The 24,657-nt window shown below is 34.5% G+C and carries 23 protein-coding genes; 13 read left to right on the forward strand and 10 right to left on the reverse strand.

The window, feature by feature from the left end; all coding sequences use genetic code 11:
- The 4 genes from ACP7AT_RS02345 to ACP7AT_RS02360 form a co-directional block, all read right to left on the reverse strand.
- On the reverse strand, positions 1-489 hold the full coding sequence (locus tag ACP7AT_RS02345; protein WP_426062762.1) for an IPExxxVDY family protein: 489 nt from the start codon (positions 487-489) through the stop codon (positions 1-3).
- 114 nt (positions 490-603) lie between these two features.
- Complete coding sequence (locus ACP7AT_RS02350) at positions 604-1,344, reverse strand: ribonuclease III family protein (protein WP_426062763.1); 741 nt, start codon at positions 1,342-1,344, stop codon at positions 604-606.
- A 6-nt stretch (positions 1,345-1,350) separates the two neighbouring features.
- On the reverse strand, positions 1,351-2,604 hold the full coding sequence (fabF, locus tag ACP7AT_RS02355; RefSeq protein ID WP_426062764.1) for a beta-ketoacyl-ACP synthase II: 1,254 nt from the start codon (positions 2,602-2,604) through the stop codon (positions 1,351-1,353).
- A gap of 181 nt (positions 2,605-2,785) precedes the next feature.
- The gene (locus tag ACP7AT_RS02360; protein ID WP_007137004.1) at positions 2,786-3,022 is read right to left on the reverse strand and encodes an acyl carrier protein; all 237 of its coding nucleotides are present in this window, start codon (positions 3,020-3,022) and stop codon (positions 2,786-2,788) included.
- A 176-nt stretch (positions 3,023-3,198) separates the two neighbouring features.
- Between ACP7AT_RS02360 and purN the strand changes: the two genes are divergently transcribed.
- From purN to ACP7AT_RS02380, 4 genes are all read left to right on the forward strand, one after another.
- The gene (gene purN, locus ACP7AT_RS02365) at positions 3,199-3,768 is read left to right on the forward strand and encodes a phosphoribosylglycinamide formyltransferase (protein WP_426062765.1); all 570 of its coding nucleotides are present in this window, start codon (positions 3,199-3,201) and stop codon (positions 3,766-3,768) included.
- Between the two features lie 7 nt (positions 3,769-3,775).
- Entirely contained in the window at positions 3,776-4,255 is a 480-nt protein-coding gene (gene rnhA, locus ACP7AT_RS02370) for a ribonuclease HI (protein WP_426062766.1), read from the forward strand.
- Between the two features lie 95 nt (positions 4,256-4,350).
- Positions 4,351-5,274: a PfkB family carbohydrate kinase gene (locus ACP7AT_RS02375; RefSeq protein ID WP_426062767.1), complete on the forward strand. Its 924-nt coding sequence runs from the start codon at positions 4,351-4,353 to the stop codon at positions 5,272-5,274.
- 129 nt (positions 5,275-5,403) lie between these two features.
- Positions 5,404-7,302 (forward strand): amidophosphoribosyltransferase, encoded by a 1,899-nt coding sequence (locus ACP7AT_RS02380; protein ID WP_426062768.1) that lies wholly within the window; start codon positions 5,404-5,406, stop codon positions 7,300-7,302.
- A gap of 297 nt (positions 7,303-7,599) precedes the next feature.
- Here ACP7AT_RS02380 and ACP7AT_RS02385 read toward each other — a convergent pair whose 3' ends face one another.
- Positions 7,600-8,208 (reverse strand): superoxide dismutase, encoded by a 609-nt coding sequence (locus tag ACP7AT_RS02385; RefSeq protein ID WP_426062769.1) that lies wholly within the window; start codon positions 8,206-8,208, stop codon positions 7,600-7,602.
- A 403-nt stretch (positions 8,209-8,611) separates the two neighbouring features.
- Positions 8,612-9,295 (reverse strand): ComF family protein, encoded by a 684-nt coding sequence (locus ACP7AT_RS02390; RefSeq protein WP_426062770.1) that lies wholly within the window; start codon positions 9,293-9,295, stop codon positions 8,612-8,614.
- Positions 9,296-9,392: 97 nt separating this feature from the next.
- Between ACP7AT_RS02390 and ACP7AT_RS02395 the strand changes: the two genes are divergently transcribed.
- A complete protein-coding gene (locus tag ACP7AT_RS02395) occupies positions 9,393-10,934 on the forward strand; it encodes a glycine--tRNA ligase (protein ID WP_426062771.1) in 1,542 nt (513 codons plus the stop codon).
- A 52-nt stretch (positions 10,935-10,986) separates the two neighbouring features.
- On the opposite strand, the gene ACP7AT_RS02400 is transcribed toward ACP7AT_RS02395, so the two are convergent.
- On the reverse strand, positions 10,987-11,514 hold the full coding sequence (locus tag ACP7AT_RS02400) for a DUF3575 domain-containing protein (RefSeq protein ID WP_426062772.1): 528 nt from the start codon (positions 11,512-11,514) through the stop codon (positions 10,987-10,989).
- A gap of 483 nt (positions 11,515-11,997) precedes the next feature.
- Between ACP7AT_RS02400 and ACP7AT_RS02405 the strand changes: the two genes are divergently transcribed.
- From ACP7AT_RS02405 to ACP7AT_RS02420, 4 genes are all read left to right on the forward strand, one after another.
- Complete coding sequence (locus tag ACP7AT_RS02405; RefSeq protein ID WP_426062773.1) at positions 11,998-12,810, forward strand: LytR/AlgR family response regulator transcription factor; 813 nt, start codon at positions 11,998-12,000, stop codon at positions 12,808-12,810.
- Between the two features lie 176 nt (positions 12,811-12,986).
- Entirely contained in the window at positions 12,987-13,175 is a 189-nt protein-coding gene (locus ACP7AT_RS02410; RefSeq protein ID WP_426062774.1) for a hypothetical protein, read from the forward strand.
- Positions 13,176-13,278: 103 nt separating this feature from the next.
- Positions 13,279-15,300: a tetratricopeptide repeat-containing sensor histidine kinase gene (locus ACP7AT_RS02415; protein ID WP_426062775.1), complete on the forward strand. Its 2,022-nt coding sequence runs from the start codon at positions 13,279-13,281 to the stop codon at positions 15,298-15,300.
- Positions 15,301-15,327: 27 nt separating this feature from the next.
- Entirely contained in the window at positions 15,328-16,023 is a 696-nt protein-coding gene (locus ACP7AT_RS02420) for a response regulator (protein WP_426062776.1), read from the forward strand.
- A gap of 61 nt (positions 16,024-16,084) precedes the next feature.
- Here the strand turns inward: ACP7AT_RS02420 and thiL are convergent, their stop codons facing one another.
- Entirely contained in the window at positions 16,085-17,131 is a 1,047-nt protein-coding gene (thiL, locus tag ACP7AT_RS02425; protein ID WP_426062777.1) for a thiamine-phosphate kinase, read from the reverse strand.
- Positions 17,132-17,237: 106 nt separating this feature from the next.
- Between thiL and ACP7AT_RS02430 the strand changes: the two genes are divergently transcribed.
- Entirely contained in the window at positions 17,238-18,170 is a 933-nt protein-coding gene (locus ACP7AT_RS02430) for a 1-phosphofructokinase family hexose kinase (protein ID WP_426062778.1), read from the forward strand.
- 100 nt (positions 18,171-18,270) lie between these two features.
- On the opposite strand, the gene lepA is transcribed toward ACP7AT_RS02430, so the two are convergent.
- Positions 18,271-20,067 (reverse strand): translation elongation factor 4, encoded by a 1,797-nt coding sequence (gene lepA, locus ACP7AT_RS02435; RefSeq protein ID WP_417959202.1) that lies wholly within the window; start codon positions 20,065-20,067, stop codon positions 18,271-18,273.
- A 243-nt stretch (positions 20,068-20,310) separates the two neighbouring features.
- On the opposite strand from lepA, the gene ACP7AT_RS02440 reads away from it, so the two are divergent.
- From ACP7AT_RS02440 to dusB, 3 genes are read left to right on the forward strand one after another with little or no spacing between them, the layout of a single operon-like run.
- On the forward strand, positions 20,311-21,591 hold the full coding sequence (locus tag ACP7AT_RS02440; protein WP_426062779.1) for a putative DNA modification/repair radical SAM protein: 1,281 nt from the start codon (positions 20,311-20,313) through the stop codon (positions 21,589-21,591).
- Positions 21,569-22,336 (forward strand): TIGR03915 family putative DNA repair protein, encoded by a 768-nt coding sequence (locus tag ACP7AT_RS02445; protein WP_426062780.1) that lies wholly within the window; start codon positions 21,569-21,571, stop codon positions 22,334-22,336. The genes ACP7AT_RS02440 and ACP7AT_RS02445 overlap by 23 nt, the downstream gene beginning before the upstream one ends.
- Before the next feature lie 39 nt (positions 22,337-22,375).
- Complete coding sequence (gene dusB, locus ACP7AT_RS02450; protein ID WP_426062781.1) at positions 22,376-23,368, forward strand: tRNA dihydrouridine synthase DusB; 993 nt, start codon at positions 22,376-22,378, stop codon at positions 23,366-23,368.
- 89 nt (positions 23,369-23,457) lie between these two features.
- Here dusB and ACP7AT_RS02455 read toward each other — a convergent pair whose 3' ends face one another.
- Entirely contained in the window at positions 23,458-24,657 is a 1,200-nt protein-coding gene (locus tag ACP7AT_RS02455) for an ABC transporter permease (RefSeq protein ID WP_426062782.1), read from the reverse strand.

Consider the following 24,657-nt stretch of genomic DNA (forward strand, 5'->3'; position numbering starts at 1 on the left):
TTAAAAAATTAAATTGTTTTTAGATTTGATTTTATTTGTATCTACAATATAAACAGTTGATATGCTGTCTATGGTATTTAATAGGAGTTGTATATTGGATACGTTCATGGTATCGTCGTTATTTTCAATTTTCAAAAAATAATCTACTTTTTTGAATTCAGGAAGTAAAAAGACTTTCGTAGCCACTTCCATTGTTACATCTGAAAATAGATTTGGAGTGTTTCCTTTTTTATATTGGATAACCTCGTTTTTATTTTGAATCAAATTCCAGGTAATGGTACTTTCTTTATCAATGTAATAAAATCTGGAAAAATTTGTCTCTCCTTCTTTTATATTGATTTGAATTTCATTCTCACTTTTACTTAGGTTTACAGGCAATTTTTGATTAATAAAAAATGCCAACCGATAGTCTTCTAAGGAAGTATGAATAGCAATAAGATAGTAATCTATTTTGTCAAATTCGCCAAGATCAAGTTTGTGAATAGCCATTTCATGAGAAAATAAGATGTAAATATAGTATTTCTAATGAAGTATGAAAGCCTCAAAACGGGATGTTTTTGTTAATTTATGAACGAAAACGATGTAGTTTTATGAATGTTATGATTATTTTCTATCCATTTTTTCTTGAAATGCAAAATAAGCGCGTTGAGATGCTTTTTCTTCTGCTTTCTTTTTGGAGGTTGCTCTTGCTTTTGCAATTACCTTCTCGTCAATGCTGAGTTTTACACCAAACAGACGTTGTCCGTCAATGGCATTATCCTCAAAAATATCATAATGAAATATTTTTTTTTCTTTTTGACACCATTCGATAACCAGACTTTTATAGCTGATTACTTTTCCCTCGAGTCTTGCAATGTCAACATAGGGAACTACAACTCTCTTTTGAATGAATTTTTCGCAATACACATATCCTCGGTCTAGGTATATGGCTCCAACCAACGATTCAAAAATATTACCATGGATGTTTTCTCCAAAATGCTGAAGTGGCACTTTGCTTTCTATATATTGGACTAAATTCAGGTCTTTGCCTAATTCGTTCAAGTGTTCTCGGCTTACAATTTTAGAACGCATTTTGGTCAAATAACCCTCGTCGCCTGCGGGTGCTTTGCTGAATAAATGAGCAGCAATAACGGAACTTAACATGGCATCTCCCAAAAATTCTAATCGTTCGTAATTGATTGGATTTCCTAAAACATCCAGACGATTAGAGGAGCGATGAGTAAACGCTTTTTTATAAAAATCAAGATTTAACGGGGCAAATCCTAAAATTTTCTGAATAGAATCAAAAAAAATCCCGTCTTCTGGAGAACGGGATTTTGAAAATATTTTTTTGATTATACGCATATATAATTAGATTTCTAATTTTTTAACTAATACACAAGCATTGTGGCCTCCAAAACCGAAAGTATTACTCATTACAACGTTCATGTCTCTTTTCTGAGCTGTGTTAAATGTAAAGTTCAGTTTAGAATCTATGTTTTCATCATCCGTAAAATGGTTGATTGTAGGTGGTACTATTCCATATTTTAATGAAAGAATCGAAGAAATTGTTTCAACTGCTCCGGCTGCTCCAAGTAAATGACCTGTCATGGATTTAGTCGAATTTAAATTCATCGTGTACGCATGTTCACCAAAAACATGCAATATTGCTTTAGATTCTGCCATGTCGCCAAGTGGTGTTGAAGTTCCGTGCATATTCACACCATCAACATCAGTTGCTTGCAAGCCAGCATCTCTCAAGCAGTTTAGCATTACATTTTTAGCACCTAATCCTTCAGGATGCGGTGCAGTTATGTGATACGCATCAGCTGACATTCCGCCACCGCCTATTTCGCAATAAATTTTTGCTCCACGGGCAACAGCATGTTCATATTCTTCCAGCACCAACGCACCAGCTCCTTCACCTAAAATAAAACCATCTCGATCTTTATCCATTGGTCTTGAAGCAGTTTTAGGATCGTCGTTTCTGGTTGATAAAGCATGCATAGCATTAAAACCTCCCATTCCGGCTATTGTCACCGCAGCTTCAGAGCCACCGGTTATCATAGCATCAGCATGTCCTAATCTAATATAGTTGAAAGCGTCAATTATAGCATTTGTAGAGGAAGCGCAAGCTGAAACAGTAGTGAAATTTGGACCTCTGAAACCGTATTTTATAGAAATATGACCACCGGCAATATCCGAAATCATTTTTGGAATAAAGAAAGGATTAAATTTTGGTGTGCCATCTCCGGCTGCGAAATTCAACATTTCAATTTGAAACGTTTCCAGGCCTCCAATTCCGGAACCCCATATAACACCAACTCTGTCTTTGTCTAATTTTTCGAAATTAAAACCTGCATCAAGTACCGCTTCATCTGATGAAACCATGGCATATTGTGCGTAGCGGTCCATTTTTCGGGCTTCTTTTCTGTCTAAAAAATCTTCAGCATTAAAATTTTTCAATTCGCAGGCAAATTGCGTCTTAAATTTTGAAGCATCAAAATAGGTAATTGGAGCAGCGCCACTAACGCCGTTAATAAGTCCGTTCCAATAGTCTTCAATGTTATTTCCAATAGGTGTAAGAGCGCCTAAACCTGTTACAACAACTCGTCTTAATACCATAAATTCTTTATTTTTGTTATCTTTAAACAAATAAAACCCATGCTTTCTTTACTGTATTACTATTACAAAAGAGCCATGGGTGTTACAGTAAATATATTTGTGATTGAAATTCAATCTCGAATTTAATTTTAAAAATAATAATAACACCCGTTTACAAGAATGCAAACGGGTGTGTCTTTTATTATTTTTTAGCTTCCTCGATATAAGAGATTGCTTGACCTACAGTAGCGATGTTCTCTGCTTGATCGTCTGGAATTTGAATGTCAAATTCTTTTTCGAATTCCATAATAAGCTCAACAGTGTCTAATGAGTCAGCTCCTAAATCATTAGTGAAGCTTGCTTCTGTTACAACTTCGTTTTCGTCAACACCTAATTTGTCTACGATAATCGCTTTTACTCTTGATGCAATGTCTGACATAATCTTTAATTTTAGAATTTAATTTGTTGGCAAAAATAAAAAACTTTATTTTAAAACAACTATTTAGTTAATAAATGTGACATCTAATTTATGAAATTTATTTTAACAAAGCTGTCGCAATGTTATTTATTTTCGATTTTTATGCCTTTTTTTGTGCAATTAAAACAGGTAAGGTTATGAAAAAAATTGTGGTTTTTGCTTCTGGATCGGGTACTAATGCTGAAAATATCATAAAGTATTTTGAAAAAACAAAAACGGGGAATGTTGTGGCAGTCTTCACTAATAATCGAAATGCAGGAGTGCTTGAAAGAGCAAAAACCTATGAAATACAAACAAATGTTTTCTCAAAAGAACAGCTTTTTGAAGGCGAAGTACTACATAAGGTAAATGAAATCCAACCGGATTTGATTGTTTTAGCAGGATTTCTATTGAAATTCCCCGCAAATATCATAGCTGCCTATCCGGATAAGATCATAAATATTCATCCTGCTTTGTTGCCAAAATATGGCGGTACAGGAATGTATGGGATGCATATTCATAAAGCAATTGTGGCCAATAAAGAAAATGAAACCGGAATTACCATTCATTTTGTTAATGAAAATTATGATGAAGGAAATATTATTTTTCAACAAAATGTTGTTTTAGCAGGTGATGAAACTCCGGAGGAAGTGGCTCATAAAATTCATGATTTGGAACAAAAATATTTTCCAACGGTAATTGAGGAAATTTTAAATCTAAAATCTTAATTGATAAATGGAACACGACGTACACATATACACGGATGGCGCTGCCAAAGGAAATCCCGGAAACGGCGGTTATGGTGTCGTGATGGAATGGGTAGGAAAACCGTATAAAAAAGAATTCTATGAAGGCTTTCGTCGCACTACTAATAATAGGATGGAGTTGCTGGGCGTTATTGTAGGTCTCGAAAAATTAAAAAACCCAAATACAAGAGTATTGGTAGTTTCTGATTCCAAATATGTGGTTGATTCAGTACAAAAAAAATGGGTTTTAGGCTGGGAAAAAAAAGGCTTTGCAGACCGGAAAAATGCTGACTTGTGGAAACGTTTTTTAATTGTTTATAGAAAACACAAAGTGGATTTTAAATGGATCAAAGGACATAACAACCATGTCCAAAACGAAAGGTGCGATGAATTAGCTGTTATGGCTTCAATGCAAAAACAACTTTCTATAGATGCTTTTTATGAAAAAGAGGAGGCAAAGCTGTTGTGATATAAGAATGTAAATTGGCAAAACTTTACAATTGACACTCTTTGCAACTTTATAACTTATAGACTATCTTTGCGCCTTAATTCGAAACGTATATAATGAATAAATTATTGATTGTTGGAACAGTAGCTTTCGACGCAATTGAAACTCCATTTGGAAAAACGGACAAAATTTTAGGTGGTGCGGCAACTTATATTGGTTTATCGGCTTCCTTTTTTAATGTACAATCCGCTATAGTTTCTGTAGTTGGAGATGATTTTCCGCAAGAATATTTAGATTTATTGACTTCAAGAAATATTGACATATCTGGTCTTGAAATTGTAAAAGGAGGGAAAACTTTCTTTTGGAGTGGTCGTTATCATAATGACTTGAATTCAAGAGATACGCTGGATACACAACTAAACGTTTTGGCTGATTTTCAACCAAAAGTACCGCAAGATTATAAAAACGCTGATATAGTAATGTTAGGAAATTTACATCCATTGGTACAAAGCAGTGTTTTGGACCAAATGGAAACACAACCTAAATTGACAGTATTGGATACGATGAATTTTTGGATGGATTGTGCTTTACCTGAATTATTGGATGTAATAAAACGTGTAGATGTAATCACCATCAATGATGAGGAAGCAAGACAACTTTCCGGAGAATATTCTTTAGTGAAAGCTGCTGCAAAAATCCATACGATGGGACCTAAATATGTAGTGATTAAAAAAGGAGAACACGGAGCACTTATCTTTCATAATAAAGAAGTTTTCTTCGCGCCGGCTTTACCGCTTGAAGAGGTTTTTGATCCAACTGGAGCAGGAGATACTTTTGCGGGAGGGTTTGCAGGATATTTAACGCAGAGTGAAAATATTTCATTCGAAAACATGAAAAACGCAATTATTCAGGGGTCAAATTTGGCTTCCTTTTGTGTGGAGAAATTTGGAACCGAAAGAATGGTTGATTTAGACAAAACCGAAGTAGTTTCCAGACTGCAACAATTCAAATCACTGACACAATTTGATATAGAATTATAATATTATGAAACCTCGGAAACGGGGTTTTTTTGTTAAATAAAATTAGCAGGGAATTACATCTGATTTATCTTTTTTTTAAATCAGTTCAATTTATTTTTAGAATAACACAACAACACAAACAACCTTACAATGAGCGATGCTTTAAAACACGAGTGTGGTATAGCCTTAATTAGACTACTCAAACCGCTTGAATTTTACAAAGAAAAATACGGAACGGCTTTTTACGGAATCCAAAAGATGTATCTTTTGATGGAAAAGCAACACAATCGCGGACAAGATGGTGCTGGTTTTGCAAGTATAAAATTAGACGTGGAACCAGGAGAGCGTTACATTAGTCGTGTTCGTTCTAATCATGCACAACCGATTCAGGATGTTTTTGCGCAGATTAATGACAGAATTAATGAGGAAATGGCTACTCATCCGGAATACGCCGATGATGTGGCGCTACAAAAACAGAAAATCCCTTATTTAGGAGAATTGTTTTTGGGACATGTTCGTTATGGAACTTTTGGAAAAAACAGCATTGAAAGTGTTCATCCTTTTTTACGTCAGAATAACTGGATGCACAGAAACTTGATTTTGGCTGGAAACTTTAATATGACGAATGTTAAAGAGCTTTTTCAAAGTTTAGTGGAATTGGGTCAGCATCCAAAAGAAATGGCTGATACAGTTACTGTAATGGAAAAAATTGGTCACTTTCTGGATGACGAGGTAACTGATTTGTATCAAGAATGTAAAAATAATGGCTTAACAAAAAGAGAAGCTTCACCAGTAATTGCTGAAAAGCTGGATGTTGCCAAGATTTTAACCCGAGCTTCTAAAAACTTAGATGGCGGTTATGCGATGGCTGGACTTCTGGGACATGGAGATTCGTTCGTATTTAGAGATCCGGCAGGAATTCGTCCCGCTTATTTTTATCAGGATGATGAAATAGTAGTTGTGGCTTCAGAAAGACCGGTAATCCAGACTGTTTTTAATGTGCCTTTCGAAAAAGTGCAGGAAATTGAACCAGGAAACGCATTGATCATCAAGAAAAACGGGACAGTTTCTATGCAGGAAATTCTTCCGCCAACGGTTAAAAAAGCCTGTTCTTTTGAACGAATCTATTTTTCCAGAGGAAGTGATGCTGAAATATATCAGGAAAGAAAAACACTGGGAAGATTAATTCTTCCGGCTGTTTTAAACTCGATTGATCAAGATACAGACAATACGGTTTTCTCATATATTCCAAATACAGCTGAAACTTCATTCTACGGATTAGTGGAGGCAGCGCAGGATTTCTTGAATCAAAGAAAGAATAATTACATTCTTCAAAACCGAAATACATTAACGAAGGAATCGTTGCAAGAATTACTTGCGGTAAAAATTCGCACCGAAAAAGTAGCGATTAAAGATGCTAAACTAAGGACCTTTATTACAGAAGATAGCAGCCGTGACGATTTAGTAGCGCACGTATATGATGTGACGTATGGCGTTATAAAACCAACAGATAATCTGGTTATTATTGATGATAGTATTGTTCGGGGAACCACCTTGAAAATGAGTATCATCAAAATGATGGATCGTTTGAATCCAAAGCGAATTGTTATAGTGTCATCGGCGCCACAAATTCGCTATCCGGATTGCTACGGAATTGATATGGCTAAACTGGAAGGTTTGGTAGCGTTTAAAGCTGCTTTAGAATTGCTTAAAGAAAGAAATTTGTATCATATCGTGGATGAAGTATATGTGGAATGTAAAGCGCAGGAAAACTTCAAGGACATTGAAATTATAAATTACGTAACGGCAATTTACGAACCATTTCAACCTCAAGAGATTTCAGATAAAATCGCACAAATGTTAAGTTCTCCAGAGATAAAAGCCGAAGTGAAAATTATTTTTCAAACCGTAGAAGATTTACATATTGCTTGTCCAAAAAATTTAGGAGATTGGTATTTTACCGGAGACTATCCAACACCTGGAGGAAACCGAGTGGTAAACCGAGCATTCATGAATTTTTATGAAGGAAAAGACGCCAGAGCGTATTAATTTTGGGGGTCCACAAGGTTTTAATCGGTTTTCTAAGTTGTTCATCTAATTTATTTGGTGGCAACGAAGAACTAGTATAAATTTGAATCACCATAATATTAGTAGGTTAAGTTTATGGTAGATTTGGGGCAAAAAGGGTGGAAGAGATTCCACCTTTTTTATTGGAATAAAGTCAGGAAATGATATAAAAAAAATCACCGATTTCAAATCTTGAAATCGGTGATTTTTGTTTTAAGAAACAAGAAAAAAGACAACAGTAATTTTTGAAGTCTTTATTCTTTCATCTGGAATCTCTTTTTATTTATCTAAAGCGAATCTTCTTGCTACTTCCGTCCAGTTGATTACATTGAAAAAAGCTTCAATATAATCGGGTCTTCTGTTTTGATAATGCAAATAGTATGCGTGTTCCCAAACATCCATTCCTAAAATTGGAGTTCCTCCACAACCTACACCAGGCATTAATGGATTGTCTTGGTTTGGAGTTCCACAAACTTCTACTTTTCCACCTTTATGCACGCAAAGCCATGCCCATCCAGAACCAAATTGAGTTGTTCCAGCTTTGCTGAACGATGCTTTAAATTCTTCAAAAGATCCAAAAGTCGCTTCAATCGCAGCTAATAAATCTCCAGTTGGAAGTCCGCCACCGTTTGGTGTCATCACAGTCCAGAACAAATTATGATTGTAAAAACCACCACCATTGTTACGAACTGGCATGTTTTTCATATCAAGATTAATTAAAATATTTTCAATCGTCTTACCTTCCATATCCGTCCCTGCAATAGCAGTATTAACGTTGGTAATGTAAGCGTTGTGATGTTTCGTGTGATGAATTTCCATCGTGCGCGCATCAATATAAGGTTCCAATGCGTCATACGCATAAGGTAATTGTGGTAATTCAAAAGCCATAATGTGTTTGTTTAATGATTTATAAATATTTATTCAAATTTAAACATTAAACTTTGGAAACGGAAATTCTATTTCGTTATAATTTCATTAAATTAATTGATAGTGTGCTATTTGAAATTGTAACAGACTTATTTTAAGGAGCTATTTACTTCATTAATTCGCTCCGCTCGTGTCCTGCTTTCCGCCGCAAATGAAATTCACCGAACACCAATTAAAATAAAAGTATAATGAAGTAATCTTTTTATCTGTTGCAAAGACGCGTAAAAAGGATTTCCACTTTAAACGAAGTTCATTGAACTTACATGAGAATAAAAATTTGGTGAAGTAATCAGGGCTAAAAAACGGCTGTGCTTTAAATTGCCATTCTGTTTTAAATATATGTTTTAGAACCAAAATTTCTAAATTAAGATTGCGCCATGGCCATACAAACAATACTGATTTTTGCGCCGGGAATTTTCAGCAAAGCTCTGGAACAAGCTTCCAGTGTAGCGCCTGTTGTGATGACATCATCAATTAAAAGGAAATGTTTGTTGTGGTCTTTTCCAGTAAAAGAAACATCAAAAATGGTTTCGATTCCTTCAGTTCTTCCCAATAAGTTTTTTTTGGATTGCGTTTTTGAGTACACATTGCGAATCAACAGCGAATCATTATAAACGATATTTAAACCAGAAGAAAGTGCTTTTCCAAAAGCAGTTACCTGATTGTATCCTCTTTCTTTTAACTTTTTTCGGTGTAATGGAACAGGAATAATTTCATCAACAGATTGTAGTGAGTCAATGTTCTTTAGATCTTCGGCGTACCATTCGCCAAGAATTGCCCCAATTTCCTCGTGTCCTTTGTATTTTAAATTATGGATAAGTTCTTGTACAATTCCTTTTTTATGAAAATAAAATAATGCCGAAGTATGGATTACAGGAATTCGTCCGTAAAATTTTTTGAAAGCATCATTCTTTGAATTCAAATGATGATTTGTTAGTGGAATATCGTGTCTGCAAACCGTACAAATTACATTTTCATTGGATAATAAAAAGGAGCTGCAACCGGAACAGACTTTTGGAAAAAAGAGATTTATAATGCTTTCAAACATGTAATCAGGGATTTATTTATAAAAATAGACAAATCAATGCTTCAATCTTTAACAATTTTCTTTTTTTTAAGTTCACTTTTTATATTTTTGCATTATTATGGCAAAACAAGAAGATTTATTTAAGAATGTAATTTCGCACGCAAAAGAATACGGATTTATTTTTCCGTCAAGCGAAATATACGATGGTTTAAGTGCAGTCTATGATTATGCACAAAACGGAGTAGAATTAAAAAAGAACATACGCGAATATTGGTGGAAAGCAATGGTTCAAATGAACGATAACATTGTAGGTCTTGACGCGGCAATATTGATGCACCCAACTACTTGGAAAGCATCAGGTCACGTAGATGCTTTTAACGATCCATTGATTGATAACAAAGATTCAAAAAGAAGATATAGAGCCGATGTTTTGATTGAAGATTATGCCGAAAAGCTAAATCAGAAAGCAATCAAAGAAATCGAAAAAGCACGTGCTCGTTTTGGAGATGCTTTTAACGAACAGGAATTTGTTACGACAAATGCCCGTGTCATGGAGTACAAAGCCAAAGAAAGAGAAATTCTGGAAAGAATGGCGCGTTCTTTAGGAAACGAAGATTTGGAAGATGTAAAAGCATTAATTGAAGAATTAGAAATTGCTTGTCCGGAATCAGGTTCCAGAAATTGGACCGAAGTGCGTCAATTCAACTTGATGTTTGGAACAAAACTTGGAGCTTCAGCTGATTCAGCGATGGATTTGTATTTACGTCCGGAAACGGCTCAGGGTATTTTTGTGAACTTCCTGAATGTTCAAAAATCAGGTCGAATGAAAGTTCCTTTTGGAATAGCACAAACCGGAAAAGCATTTAGAAATGAAATCGTTGCAAGACAATTTATTTTCCGTATGCGTGAGTTTGAACAAATGGAAATGCAATTTTTTGTGCGTCCAGGCGATGAAATGAAATGGTACGAACATTGGAAAGCGGCTAGACTTAGTTGGCATTTGTCCCTTGGTTTAGGAAAAGAAAATTACCGTTTTCACGATCACGAGAAATTGGCGCATTATGCGAATGCAGCTGCTGATATTGAGTTTAATTTCCCTTTTGGATTCAAAGAATTGGAAGGAATTCACTCTCGTACCGATTTTGATCTGAAAGCACACGAACAGTTTTCCGGCAGAAAATTACAATATTTTGATGCTGAATTGAATCAGAATTATGTTCCTTATGTAGTAGAAACTTCAGTAGGATTAGACAGGATGTTCTTGGCAGTTTTCGCGACTTCATTGAAGGAAGAAACGCTAAAAGATGGCTCCACAAGAATTGTTTTGAAATTACCTTCGGTTCTGGCTCCAACTAAAGCGGCAATTTTGCCATTGGTTAAAAAAGACGGATTACCAGAAATCGCGCATAAAATCATTGACGATTTACGTTGGGATTTTAATGTGGCGTATGATGAAAAAGATGCCGTAGGAAGACGTTACAGAAGACAAGATGCGCTTGGAACACCGTTTTGTATTACAGTAGATCATCAAACAATAGAAGATCAAACGGTAACGATTCGTCACAGAGATACAATGAAACAAGATCGTGTGGCTATTAAAGACTTAAAATCAATTATTGAAAATGAAGTTTCAATGAAAAACTGGTTGATGAAAATGTAATTAGTTGCGATTAATATTAAAAAAAAGCTTCTCGATTGAGAAGCTTTTTTGTTTAAAATCTGTAACCTAATGTTATTCCGCCTCGTCCTACTATTTCATTATCAGTATCGCTGCTATTAAATAAGTTTCTACCAACACCTGCATTTATTTCAAAAAGAAATCCTTTTTTGGTAATCCATTTAGAACCTAGACCAAAACCAAGTGCAAAATCGGTTCTGTTTTCGATGTTTGAATTGTATGGATCGTATGAATTATTGTTATAAACATAGCTATCATAAGAATTCAGCATCCCAAAACCTTCCACAAAAAAACCAGCCGCCGGTTTTTTACTGAAATAAAAACGATAGAAGGGAGTTAGGCTAAATTTGGTGTAAAATTGATCATCATAATTGAAAAATAATGATACTCCAACTCCGGATTCTTCGCTAAGTAATCGTTCGTAAGTGAATTCTCCGGCGCCTATCACCAATAAAAGTGCATTTCCTTTTAATTCATTTCTTTTAAAATCGACTGTTTCTTTTTCTTGGCTAAAACCAAATAGAGAAGAAGTTAGGCAAATTAATACAAATAGTTTTTTCATAATGTTGGTTTTTTTATAAAAGTAAGATAAATTTGTAAAAAAAGTATTTTTTACGTTTAATTTTTTGCTGGCTAATTTGCACAGAGTAATAATCAATCGATACCGTTAATTTTTATGTCAGTAATAAAATAAGTCCCAGCTTTTCTATTGGAAATTTTTGGTGATAATAACGAGATGTTTTTTAGGTATGGTTTACTAAATGAAATTTATTTTAACTGGTTATAAAATAAAAAACAACGCTTTTTATCGGATATATTTGCACTTCATCTTAATGTGTTAACATTTGTTTAAAACATATTAACAACTTATAAGGAAAAAAGGTTAAATGATTATTTTTAGAATGTTGAATAAGATTCTTTTATTTGATTTTTCATGCTTTCGTATAATTAGTTTCCCTAAACCACGATAGTAATTTAATGATCTGAAGTATGTTTTGCTTTGAATATCAGATTTAATGCCTCATAATTTCAGGAAAAGCCATCGATGAATTACTCGTACATTATTATTGACGACAATCAAGAAGGTGTTCTAAAAACAAAAGGCATTGCTGATAGTTTTTCAGAGCTTACTTTTGTGGCGTCCGCAAATAATTATACTGATGGACTAAATCTTATTTTAGAACATATTCCTCTAATAGTTTTTCTCGAAATTGATCCTAATAATAAAGCCAGTAATTTGTCTTTGGCACTTATCAATGAACTGCACAGGTATTTAAAAGTTATCCCAAAAATTATTGTTACATCCAGCAATAAAGATTTAGCCTTTGATGCTATAAAATGTGAGGTTTTCGATTATTTCGTAAACCCACTGCTAAGAATTGATCTGGTAAAATTGATATTAAAATTAAATAAGTCAAAAGTTGAAAGTGAAGTAGATTTGAATGAACCTATAACTTTTGATGAAAAACCAACATTCCTCCCACAACCCGAAACGATAAGTCATGGACAATCGTTGACATTGTGTATTAAGTCTTATGGAGATTATCGTTATATTGATGCAAAAGACATTTGTTATCTGCGGGCGGATAATAATTCAACAGATATCTATCTCAACAATGGAGAAATGATTACTGCTTTTAAAACATTGAAACATTTTGAACGAGCATTGTCGTATCCATTTATTAGAATTCATAATAGTTACATTGTAAACCGTAATTATATTTCCAGAATTCATAGTGGAAACTCTCTCTGTCATATTAAAAATAGTCCTGAAAAACTTCCTTTTTCTAAATCATACAAGATCAATGTCGATCTCATTATCTCCGAGTTTGCTAACGGAAATTATTTAGAAATATAAAATCAGCCATGCACTCAAATTTGATATTCATCTACCACCAAACGGATGCATTCTACCATAAACGTCTTTTTTTGTAGGAAAAAATTAAGTTGTCTGTGTAGTTTTACAGAAGAATCACAGATCAATTGTGCTTCTAAATAAGATAAATCAAAACAACAACATAAAAAACCCAAATTATGAAAAAAGCAATTTTAACAATCGGATTATTCTCTTTAGTAATGGTATTAACTTCTTTTACTTCAAATGAAAAAATCACTTCAGTAACAAAAAAAGACAATAAAGCAGAGGTTTTTAAAATCGAAAATGTGAGATTGGATCTTGCTGGAAGCGGATCAACAAGCGCTGGGAATAAAAAAGTAGATTAGTAAACTGCTCCTATAAATTTAAAAGGCTATCAAAGAAATTTGACAGCCTTTTTTTATGGTACTAATTTTATTTTGTTATTTTTGATGAAATAAGAATCTCCTATTGAAATTAACTTCCTATATAGTAATTGTTTTGACATTGTTTTTTTTGGGATGTAACCAAAAGAAAAGAGCGTCAGCTGTAAATGTGCGCTCACAAGACAGCCTTACTTCTTATTTAACTTTTGCTAATGATTTTGACTTGCCTCCTCAGTTGCGAGAGCAATACGTACAAAAAGCATCAATAATTATTGCTGACCAAGAAAATGACTCGCTACACCGTGTAAATTTATTCAAAATCGCTAACCGGTATTACAACTTAGACAAATTTGAAGAGTATAAAAAAGCAGTGTTTGTAATACTCAAAAAATCTGAAGAAAAAAAGGATTTGTTTAGTCTTGCAAAGGGCTATACCTACTTAGGGGATTATTATTATTCTCAAGCGGTATCGGATAGTTCTTTTATATTTTATGACAAAGCCGAGAAAATGTATCTCGAACTAGAAGACAAAACCAATCAAGCAAGAACGATTCTGAATAAAGCTAATCTTCAGTATAACGTAAGTGATTTTTTGGGATCTGAAAAAGCCGCCTTTAAAGTTTTAAAAATTATAAATAATACAGATCAAAGTGAAGTGTCGTATCATGCTTATAATTTATTGGGATTAATCTATAACGAATTAGATGATTTTGATAATGCAATGACATACCATAACAAAGCCTTGGCGAGTATTGATGAAATAATTCCATCAGTTTTTCAGCCAAAGGCTACTTCTTATAATAATATTGGATTAGTTTATCAAAACAAAAAAGACTTTAAGAAAGCAAAATCTTTTTTTCAAAAAGGATTAGAAGAAGAGAATGTATTTAAAGACAAACCCTCACTGTATGCCATGCTGTTAGATAATTTAGCTTATACCAAATTTAAACTGAATGAGAAAAATGAATTGCCAGATTTGTTTTTTAAGTCATTAAAAATCAGGGATAGTTTGCAGTTTACAGTTGGAGTTATTGCAAGTAAAATTAATTTATCAGTATATTTTATGTCTGAGAATGATACTGTAAATGCAAGTAAGTATGCCAAACAAGCGCTTAAGTTATCACAAGAGACTAATGATTATCGTGATATTTTAAACTCGCTAAAGCAATTATCTGTAACAGAACCACAAAACGCGGCGATATATGCCAGAGAATACATTCTTGTCAATGAAAAACTCCAAAGATCAGACCGTAAAATAGGGAATAAATTCTCCCGTATAGAGTTTGAAACAGAGGAAATCAAAAGCGAAAATACGGACTTAGTTCAACAAAATAGAAATTTAGTATATATTTTTAGCGGATTAGCGATGATTGGTTTGTTTTCATTTGTCATTAGAACACAAAAAGCAAAAAACAGAGAATTGTTATTCAAGCAACAACAGCAGATTGCCAATGAAGAGATTTATAATTTAATGATTTCACAACAAAACACAATCGAAATAAATAGGATTAAGGAGAAAAAAAGAGTGGCGCAAGAATTGCATGATGGAGTTTTGGGCAGAATGTTTGGAGTACGAATTAACTTAGATAGTTTAAATAAAGTTGTTGATGAGACTGCTATTGAAAAAAGAAACAGCTATTTAACAGAATTAAAAAATATTGAGCAGGATATTCGTGAGATTTCCCATGATCTTAATAGAGAAAAATCAGAATTAATTAATAACTTCGTCGCGATAATCGATAATTTATTTGAAGACCAAAAAAAGACTTATAAATCAAAACTCATTTCTAATATTGATTCTGCGATAAAATGGGAATTGGTGAGTAACCCGGTAAAAATTAATTTATATCGTATTTTGCAGGAAGCACTCCAAAATATTAATAAATATGCCAATGCAAATACCATTAGAATAGAACTGAAAAAAGAAGCGGATTACTTAATTTTAAAAATCACCGATGATGGCACTGGTTTTAATGTGAAAACAGCCAAAAAAGGAATTGGCCTGCAAAACATACTTTTTCGATCCAAGGAATGCGATGGAGTTTTTGACATTAAATCGGCAAAAGGTAAAGGAACAATTATAACCGTTACAGCCCCAATACAATAGAAAATAAACCTACAATTTACACAAAAAATGGCGATTAATTCAGTTGATACATTAACAACGAAGAATAAAATTTTAATAGTTGACGACCATCCTTTCATTATTGAAGGTTACAAAAATGCAATTACCAGATATAATCCGGATGAATTTGAGTTTTTTATTACTCAAGCTAAAGATTGTCAATCAGCATACCAGATTATTACAAATCCAGATATTCCCGCATTTGACATCGCTTTTTTGGATATTAGCATGCCTCCTTTTGAAGAAAAAAATATTTATTCTGGGGAGGATTTAGCGAAGTTATTATCTGAATATATGCCAAACTGCAAAATCATTTTGCTAACCATGTATACGGAATTGCTGAAGATTAAAACAATTATCAATACGATAAACCCAAGTGCACTGGCTATAAAAAATGATTTAACATTTGACGAATTGCTTTTTGCTTTTGACAAAGTTATAAAGGATGAAAAGTATTACAGTCAATCGGTTCTAAAAATGTTAGCCCAATCGGAGGAAGATGCAATCGAAATCGATCAATTTGATAAACAAATTTTGTTTCATATATCAAAAGGTACTAAGTTGAATACTATTCCTCAATATATTCCAATTTCTTTGGGTGCAGTTGAACAAAGAAAATTAAAATTAAAAGAATTATTAAAAATAGAAGACGGCAGTGACATTGACTTAATTCGAGAAGCTAAAAATAAGGGATTGCTTTTTTAAATTTCTTTTACAAAAAAACGACACTTAAAAGGTGTCGTTTTTTGTTGTTTTAATGTATACTTTATTCACTCAAAGCATCCCAGCCACGTGCTTTTAACGCAATTTTGGTGTTGGCACGAGTAACTAAATGAATCCCTTCACTTTCTTGTGTCATGTGACCAATGATAGTGAAATTTGGATTGCCTTTGATTTTTTCAAAATCCTCCATAGCAATAGTGAAAAGCAATTCATAATCTTCCCCACCGTTTATCGCAACGGTTGTACTGTCGATATTGAATTCTTCACACACATTAATAAATTGTGGATCTATTGGTAATTTGTCCTCATATAAATTACAACCTACTTTGGACTGTTTGCACAAATGCATAATTTCCGATGACAATCCATCCGAGATATCAATCATTGAAGTTGGTTTTATTTCTAAAGCATGCAATAAAGTACGGACATCTTTTCTGGCTTCCGGCTTCAATTGACGTTCGATTAAATACGTATATGCATCTAAATCTGGTTGTGAATTTGGGTTCACCTTAAAAACTTGCTTTTCTCTTTCTAAAACTTGCAGTCCCATGTAAGCAGCTCCAATATCTCCGGTAACTACTAATAAATCAGTTTGTTTCGCGCCGTTTCTATATACGATTTCATTTTCGTCGGCTTCACCAATAGCAGTTATACTAATAATTAACCCTTTTTGAGATGAAGTCGTATCGCCGCCTATAACATCTACATTATATTCACGAGCTGCATGCGTAATTCCTGCGAACAATTCGTCTAAAGCTTCTAAAGGAAAACGATTGGAAACGGCTACAGAAACCGTAATTTGAGTTGGCTTGGCATTCATCGCGCATATGTCCGAAACATTGACCACAACTGCTTTATAGCCTAAATGTTTTAACGGCATGTAAGCCAAATCAAAATGCACACCTTCAATGAGTAAATCGGTAGAGATAACCACCTTTTTGTCTTTGAAATCCAAAACGGCTGCGTCATCCCCAATTCCCTTTAGAGTAGAAGGCTGATTAATTTCAAAGTTTTTTGTCAAATGGTCTATCAATCCAAATTCTCCTAATTGAGCTATGCTAGTACGTTGTGGGTTTTTATCTTCAATCATTATTTTAATTGTTTTGAGGTTGCAAATATACGAAGAAATATTCGCCTTGATTTGTACCAATTTTTATGAATTTTATTCGACCTTTAGAGTAATTAAATCATAAAAAATGAAGTCATTTGATATAGTTACGATAACAGTTAATCCTGCTTTGGACAAAAGTACTCACTTTAAAGGCTTAAAACCGGAACAAAAAATACGCTGTGATGAACCACTCTTTGATGCTGGTGGCGGCGGAATTAACGTCTCTAAGGCAATTTCGCGTTTAGGAGGAACTTCGCTAGCGGTATTTACTTCTGGTGGACCAACAGGTAAAATGCTTGAAGAATTGGTTGACAAGGAGTCAATTGCCTATGAAGCTGTTGCCGTTCAAAGTTGGACTAGAGAAAGTTTTGTTGCTGTGGATGACAATACCAATTCTCAATATCGATTCGGATTTACAGGAGGAAATATTTCGGAAGAAGAAAGCAATAGAATTCTAGAAACCATAGCTAATTTAAGCCCAAAATTTTTAGTTGCTAGTGGTAGTTTGAATGAAGGTTTGTCAACAGATTTTTATTTAAAAATTGCAGAAATTGCCAAAAAATCAAATGCAAAGTTAATTATCGATACCTCAGGCGAAGCATTAAAAAAAGCATTAGAAGTTGGTGTTTATATGATTAAACCTAATGTTGGTGAACTCGCAAAATTAATAGGCGTGGAGCGATTGGAACTGGAAGAAGTAAACGAAGCTGCCAAGCAAATCATTACAAATGGTGGTGCCGAAATTGTTGTCGTTTCCCTTGGTCCACAAGGGGCAGTATTAGTTACAAAAGACTCTTGTGAGTTTCTTCCTGCTCCCAATGTTGCCAAAAAAAGCACTGTAGGTGCTGGTGACAGTATGGTGGGTGGAATGGTTTGGGCGCTTTCCCAAAATAAAAGCCTGAAAGAAGTCATTCGTTGGGGAGTCGCTTGTGGTTCAGCAGCAACGATGAATGAAGGAACCCAATTGTTTAAATTCGAAGATGCAAAACGATTGTTTGAATGGTTGAAGGATAAATAAAAACAAAAAAACCTGACAATTTTTACATCGTCAGGTTTCATCTATAGTTTTAAATTACCTCGCCAGTTCGCTTTGCTCGAGTCAGAATTTACAATAATTTTTAATCATTCAACTTCAAAACAGCCATAAACGCTTCTTGTGGAATTTCAACATTTCCAACGAGTCTCATTCGTTTTTTACCTTTTTTCTGTTTTTCCAATAATTTACGTTTACGGGAAATATCACCACCATAACATTTGGCGGTAACGTCTTTACGTAACGCTTTTATCGTCTCACGAGAAATCACTTTTACCCCAATCGCCGCTTGAACAGGAATATCAAATTGCTGGCGTGGGATTAATTCTTTCAGTTTTTCGCACATTTTTTTTCCAATGTGATATGCATTGTCGGCATGCATCAACGATGATAAAGCATCAACAATCGTAGCGTTTAACAAAATGTCCACTTTAACCAAATTACTAGTTCGCATCCCAATTGGCGTGTAATCAAACGAGGCATATCCTTTAGAAACGGTTTTCAAACGGTCATAAAAGTCAAATACAATCTCTGCCAAAGGCATGTCAAAAGTCAACTCTACACGTTCCGTAGTCAAATACGTCTGATTGGTAATCAACCCACGCTTTTCGATACATAAACTCATTACATTTCCGACGTAATCGGATTTGGTAATGATAGTTGCCTTAATAAAAGGCTCTTCAACATGGTCTAAACGAGAAGGCTCCGGCAAGTCCGAAGGGTTGTTTACGATAAGCGGCGTTGTAGGATCTTTTTTGGTGTAAGCCAAATACGAAACGTTTGGAACGGTAGTAATTACAGTCATGTTAAACTCTCTCTCCAAACGCTCTTGGATAATTTCCATGTGCAACATTCCTAAGAATCCACAACGGAAACCAAATCCCAAAGCTGCAGAACTTTCCGGTAAAAACACCAACGAAGCATCGTTCAACTGTAGTTTTTCCATAGAGTTTCTCAACTCTTCATAATCTTCGGTATCCACAGGATATATACCCGCAAAAACCATTGGTTTCACATCTTCAAAACCCTTTATTATATTTGTTGTTGGCGTTTTCGCATCCGTCAACGTATCTCCTACTTTTACTTCTTTTGCTTCTTTAATTCCAGAAATTAAATATCCGACATCGCCTGCTGAAATGACTTGTTTTGGAACTTGGTTTAATTTTAAAGTACCTATCTCATCCGCAAAATATTCATTGCCCGTAGCCATGAATTTAATCTTCTGACCTTTTTTAATCTGTCCGTTTTTTACACGAAAAATAACTTCGATTCCTCGAAATGGATTGTAATGCGAGTCAAAAATTAATGCTTGTAACGGCTCGTCAACACTTCCTGATGGTGGCGGAATTTTTTCGATGATAGCAGCCAAAATATTTTCTACACCAAAACCAGTTTTACCTGAAGCGTGAATAATATCCTCCAATTTACAGCCAAGTAAATCAATAATATCGTCACTTACTTCCTCCGGATTAGCACTTGGTAAATCCACTTTATTCAAAACCGGAATAATTTCCAAGTCGTTTTCCAAAGCCAAATATAAATTCGAAATGGTTTGTGCCTGAATACTTTGCGCTGCATCTACAATCAAAAGTGCGCCTTCACAAGCTGCAATCGAACGAGAAACTTCATACGAAAAATCTACGTGTCCCGGAGTATCAATCAAATTCAGAATATATTCTTGCCCTTTATAGGTGTATTCCATCTGAATCGCGTGACTTTTTATAGTAATCCCACGTTCACGCTCCAAGTCCATGTTATCGAGTAATTGCGCCTTTTCCTCACGAGCAGTAACGGTTTGTGTAGCACCTAATAATCGGTCAGCAAGTGTACTTTTTCCGTGATCAATATGTGCAATAATGCAAAAATTACGTATGTGTTTCATATCTTAATAATATTATTTTTTGAAAATATGAAATGCCTAACATATCATCTTCTTTTTTATATCTGTCCAGGCCCTTCTAAGCCCTACTTTAAGTTTGCAAATATAAAGTAAACTTTTCATAATTTCTTTAAATATTTTACCGTCCAAAAGAAGGTTTTTACAAGAATACAAAAATGTTAAATAGCTGTTTTACAATTATTATTAGCTGTACTTTTGTTTAAATAAAAGAAAGAAAAAGGTACTGTGGATTACGATAAAATCAAAGAAAAATTAGAAATTCTGGCAGACGCAGCAAAATATGATGTGTCGTGTTCCTCAAGTGGCGGGAATCGAAAAAACACCAATAAAGGACTTGGCGATTCGTCGGCTTCTGGAATTTGTCATACTTACACCGAAGATGGACGATGTGTTTCATTGCTCAAAATTCTATTGACTAATTTTTGTATTTACGATTGTGCTTATTGTGTCACTCGAAAAAGTAATGACATTCAGCGCGCCGCTTTTACCGTAGAAGAAGTGGTTGATTTAACCATCAATTTTTACCGAAGAAATTATATTGAAGGTCTTTTTTTAAGTTCAGGAATTTTCAAAAATGCCGATTACACGATGGAGCGTTTGGTTCGAGTAGCCAAAAAATTAAGGCTGGAACACAATTTTAATGGCTATATCCACCTGAAAAGTATTCCTGGAGCTTCTGATGAAATAATGCGTGAAGCCGGATTATACGCAGATAGGTTGAGTATGAATTTAGAAATTCCTACTGAATCTGGATTGAAATTGTTGGCGCCAGATAAAAATCATCAGGACATGATTAAGCCGATGCGTTTTGTAAAAAATGAACTCATTCAATACAAAGAAGAAAAGAAAAAATTCAAAAGCACACCAAAATTTGCACCAGCTGGACAAAGCACACAAGTAATTGTTGGGGCAACGCAAGAAAACGATTTTCAAATCATTCAGGTTGCCGATCATTTTTACAATAATTTTAACCTAAAACGAGTCTATTATTCTGGTTATGTTCCAGTTTCCAATGACGCACGATTGCCAGCCATTGGTGCTCAAGTTCCTTTGGTCCGTGAAAACAGATTGTATCAAGCCGATTGGCTGATGCGTTTTTATGGCTTTAAAGCCAATGAAATTCTCGAAAAAAACAATCCATTTCTCGATTTAGAAGTCGATCCAAAAATGGGATGGGCTCTCCGGAACATCACGCAATTTCCAGTAATTATTCAAAATGCTCAGCTTGAAATGATTCTTCGTGTTCCTGGAATCGGAGTAAAATCGGCACACAAAATTGTTCATGCCAGACGATTCCAAAATCTAACCATGGAACATCTAAAAAAAATTGGTGTATCGATAAATCGAGCAAAATATTTTATATCCGTAAGTAACGAAAATGCTCATTTGAAATTTTTGAACGCCTTAAATTTGAAGGAAATTATTCTCAGTGACATGAAATCAAAATTTGAGAAACCGTTTGATAATCAATTATCATTACTCAATGACGCAACTTTCCTACGATAACACTTTTGAGGGTTTATTAACTGCAGTTTTTGAAATCTATGAATTCAAATATTCAAACCCAAAAATCAGTAAAAAAGACGATTTACAGCACAATTTATTCGCTGAAAAAATAGAAATCATTACCGATATTTCTAAATCCGATCGGGTCATTAAAAAGCTCAACGCACAAATTGGTAATGATGGTGTTCGCTGTATTATTTATGCCTTTCTGTCTGAAAAAATTGGTGTTGAAGATGTGATTTTTGATGTCATAAATTATGCGGTTCAAAATCCTTCTATAAATATTATGAAGGATTTTGCAAATGAAAGTGTGTTGCAAATTTCTCAACTAACCAAAAATGTGGGGCGCGAAAAGCACCGAATGGAAGCATTCATTAGATTCGAACAATTGAAAGACGGTATCTACTTTGCGAAAATTGATCCCGATTTTGATGTTTTGACTTTAATTATAAGACATTTTAAAAATCGTTACCTAGATCAGAAATGGATTATTTATGACTTACGACGTAAATATGGTGTATATTACGATTTAAAAGATGCCGAAATTGTGATGATGGATTTAGATATTAAATCATTAGATGATAAAAACAATCAAGTTTTTTCGGACACAGAAATCAATTATCAGAAACTGTGGTGGGAATATTTTGACCATACAAATATAAAAGAACGAAAAAACACCAAGCTTCACGTACAGCATGTTCCAAAACGATATTGGAAATACCTAACCGAAAAGAAAATGTTTTAGACTTACAAACATTTCCGTATTTTTGCAAAAAAAATTCCCTTGATAAAAATTGGCAACATAGAATTACCAGATTTCCCGCTACTTCTTGCACCTATGGAAGATGTGAGCGATCCGCCGTTTCGTAGATTGTGCAAAATGCATGGTGCCGATATGATGTATTCGGAATTTATTTCTTCTGAAGGATTGATTCGTGACGCGATCAAAAGCCGAATGAAATTAGATATTTTTGATTACGAACGTCCAGTTGGAATCCAGATTTTTGGTGGTGATGAGGAAGCCATGGCAATGTCGTCAAAGATTGTATCTACTGTAAACCCAGATATAATTGATATTAATTTTGGCTGCCCTGTCAAAAAAGTCGTTTGTAAAGGTGCCGGAGCCGGAGTTCTCAAAGATGTCGATTTGATGATTCGTCTGACTAAGGCTGTTATTAACAGTACTCATTTGCCAGTAACGGTAAAAACCCGATTGGGTTGGGACGATAATTCCATCAATATCGATGAGGTTGCAGAGCGGTTGCAAGATATTGGTGTTGCCGCTTTGAGCATACACGCCAGAACTCGTGCCCAAATGTACAAAGGCCATTCCGACTGGTCGCACATTGCGCGAGTAAAAAATAATCCTAGAATAACGATGCCTATTTTTGGTAATGGCGACATTGACTCTCCCGAAAAAGCATTACAATATAAAAATGAATACGGTATTGACGGCATCATGATTGGTCGTGCTGCAATTGGTTATCCTTGGATTTTTGACGAAATTAAACATTATTTCAAAACAGGAGAACATTTAGCTAAACCCACCGTTATTGATCGAGTCGAAGCAGTGCGAAATCACCTTACTTGGGCCATGGAATGGAAAGGAGAAAGACTAGGAATTGTTGAAACGCGTCCTCATTATACCAATTATTTCAAAGGAATTCATTCTTTTAAAACGCACAAGCAACAATTGGTAACCCTAGACCGACCGGAAGAGTTGTTTGCCGCTTTGAGTGAAATTGAAGAAACGTATGCGGGTTATGAGGTTGTTTAGCTAATGACTTTAAACACGAATCCCACTAAGTTGCACAAATTGATTCGTGTAAATTGGTGGAATTCGTGTTTTATTTTAAAGCGGAAATCTTATTCCAACAACTTTTTACTCACGCGGCTACTCGCAATCAGCGAAGCAATAAAGCCTAGCGTAACAATTGTTCCCATAACAATCAGTACATTTTCAAGCGAGAAGACAACGGGATACGCCAGCGTAGGAGTAATCATAATTAGTTGAAAATACTCTTGTAGTAAAACAATGATAATTCCTAAAGACAAGCCAATAATTCCACCAAAAACACTTAGTAATGTGCCTTGAAGCAGAAATATTTTTCGCAAATCTTTGATTTCGGTTCCTAGATTAAAAAGGGTTTTTAGGTTTCCTTTTTTGTCCAAAATCATCATAATTAACGCTCCAATCAAGTTGAATAGCGCCACAACAATCACCAACGTAAAGATCAAATACACGGCAATATTCTCGGTATTCAACATTTTATAAAGCGATTCGTTGAGTTGCGCCCTGTTTTTTACGGTGATTTTATTGTTGAAAATAGTTCTAAGTTGGTCTGTAATTGCACTTTCGTCAGCATCGGTTTTCGTCTTGATTTCAATCCCCGAAACCTGATTGGTTTTGTATTCCAATAATTCTTGCGCTAAACCTAAATCGGCAAAAACATATTTCGAATCTAAATCTTCGCTGATGGCATAAATCCCAACAGGAATTAAATCCGTTTTATTAAAAGCTTGTTCCGGATTTTCAATAGCGCCTTTTCCAGGTCTTGGAACTAAAACTTCCAATTGACGATTAAAATCCAATAATCCCATCGAGAATTTCTCGGCAATTCCGTAACCAACTACCACCTGATACGTATCTGGTTTAAGCCATTGTCCGTTAAAAAGTTTCTTTTCAATAGCATTTACTTTGCTAAAATTAGAATCAACACCTTTTAAGTACGTAACTTCTTGTTTTCCGTCAAAAGTGAATAAAACACGTTCTTCAATTATTTTAGTATACGAAGACAATCCATCAATTTTATTGATTTGGCTTTCCTGATTTGGAGATATCAAAAAGGATTTTCCTAAAGTACTGCTTATTTTCAGATCGGGATCAATGTCATTTGTAAACGAAAGACTAAAAACTTTTAACCCACTAAAAACAGATAAAACCACAAACAAAGCCATGGCACCAACGATGATTCCCATGCTGGCAATCCGATTGATGATATTGATAGCATTATTTTTACTATTGCTAAGAATGTAGCGTTTGGCTATGTAAAGAGGGAAATTCAA

This window comes from Flavobacterium sp. DSP2-3-1, assembly GCF_049896865.1.
Taxonomy (GTDB): Bacteria; Bacteroidota; Bacteroidia; order Flavobacteriales; family Flavobacteriaceae; genus Flavobacterium.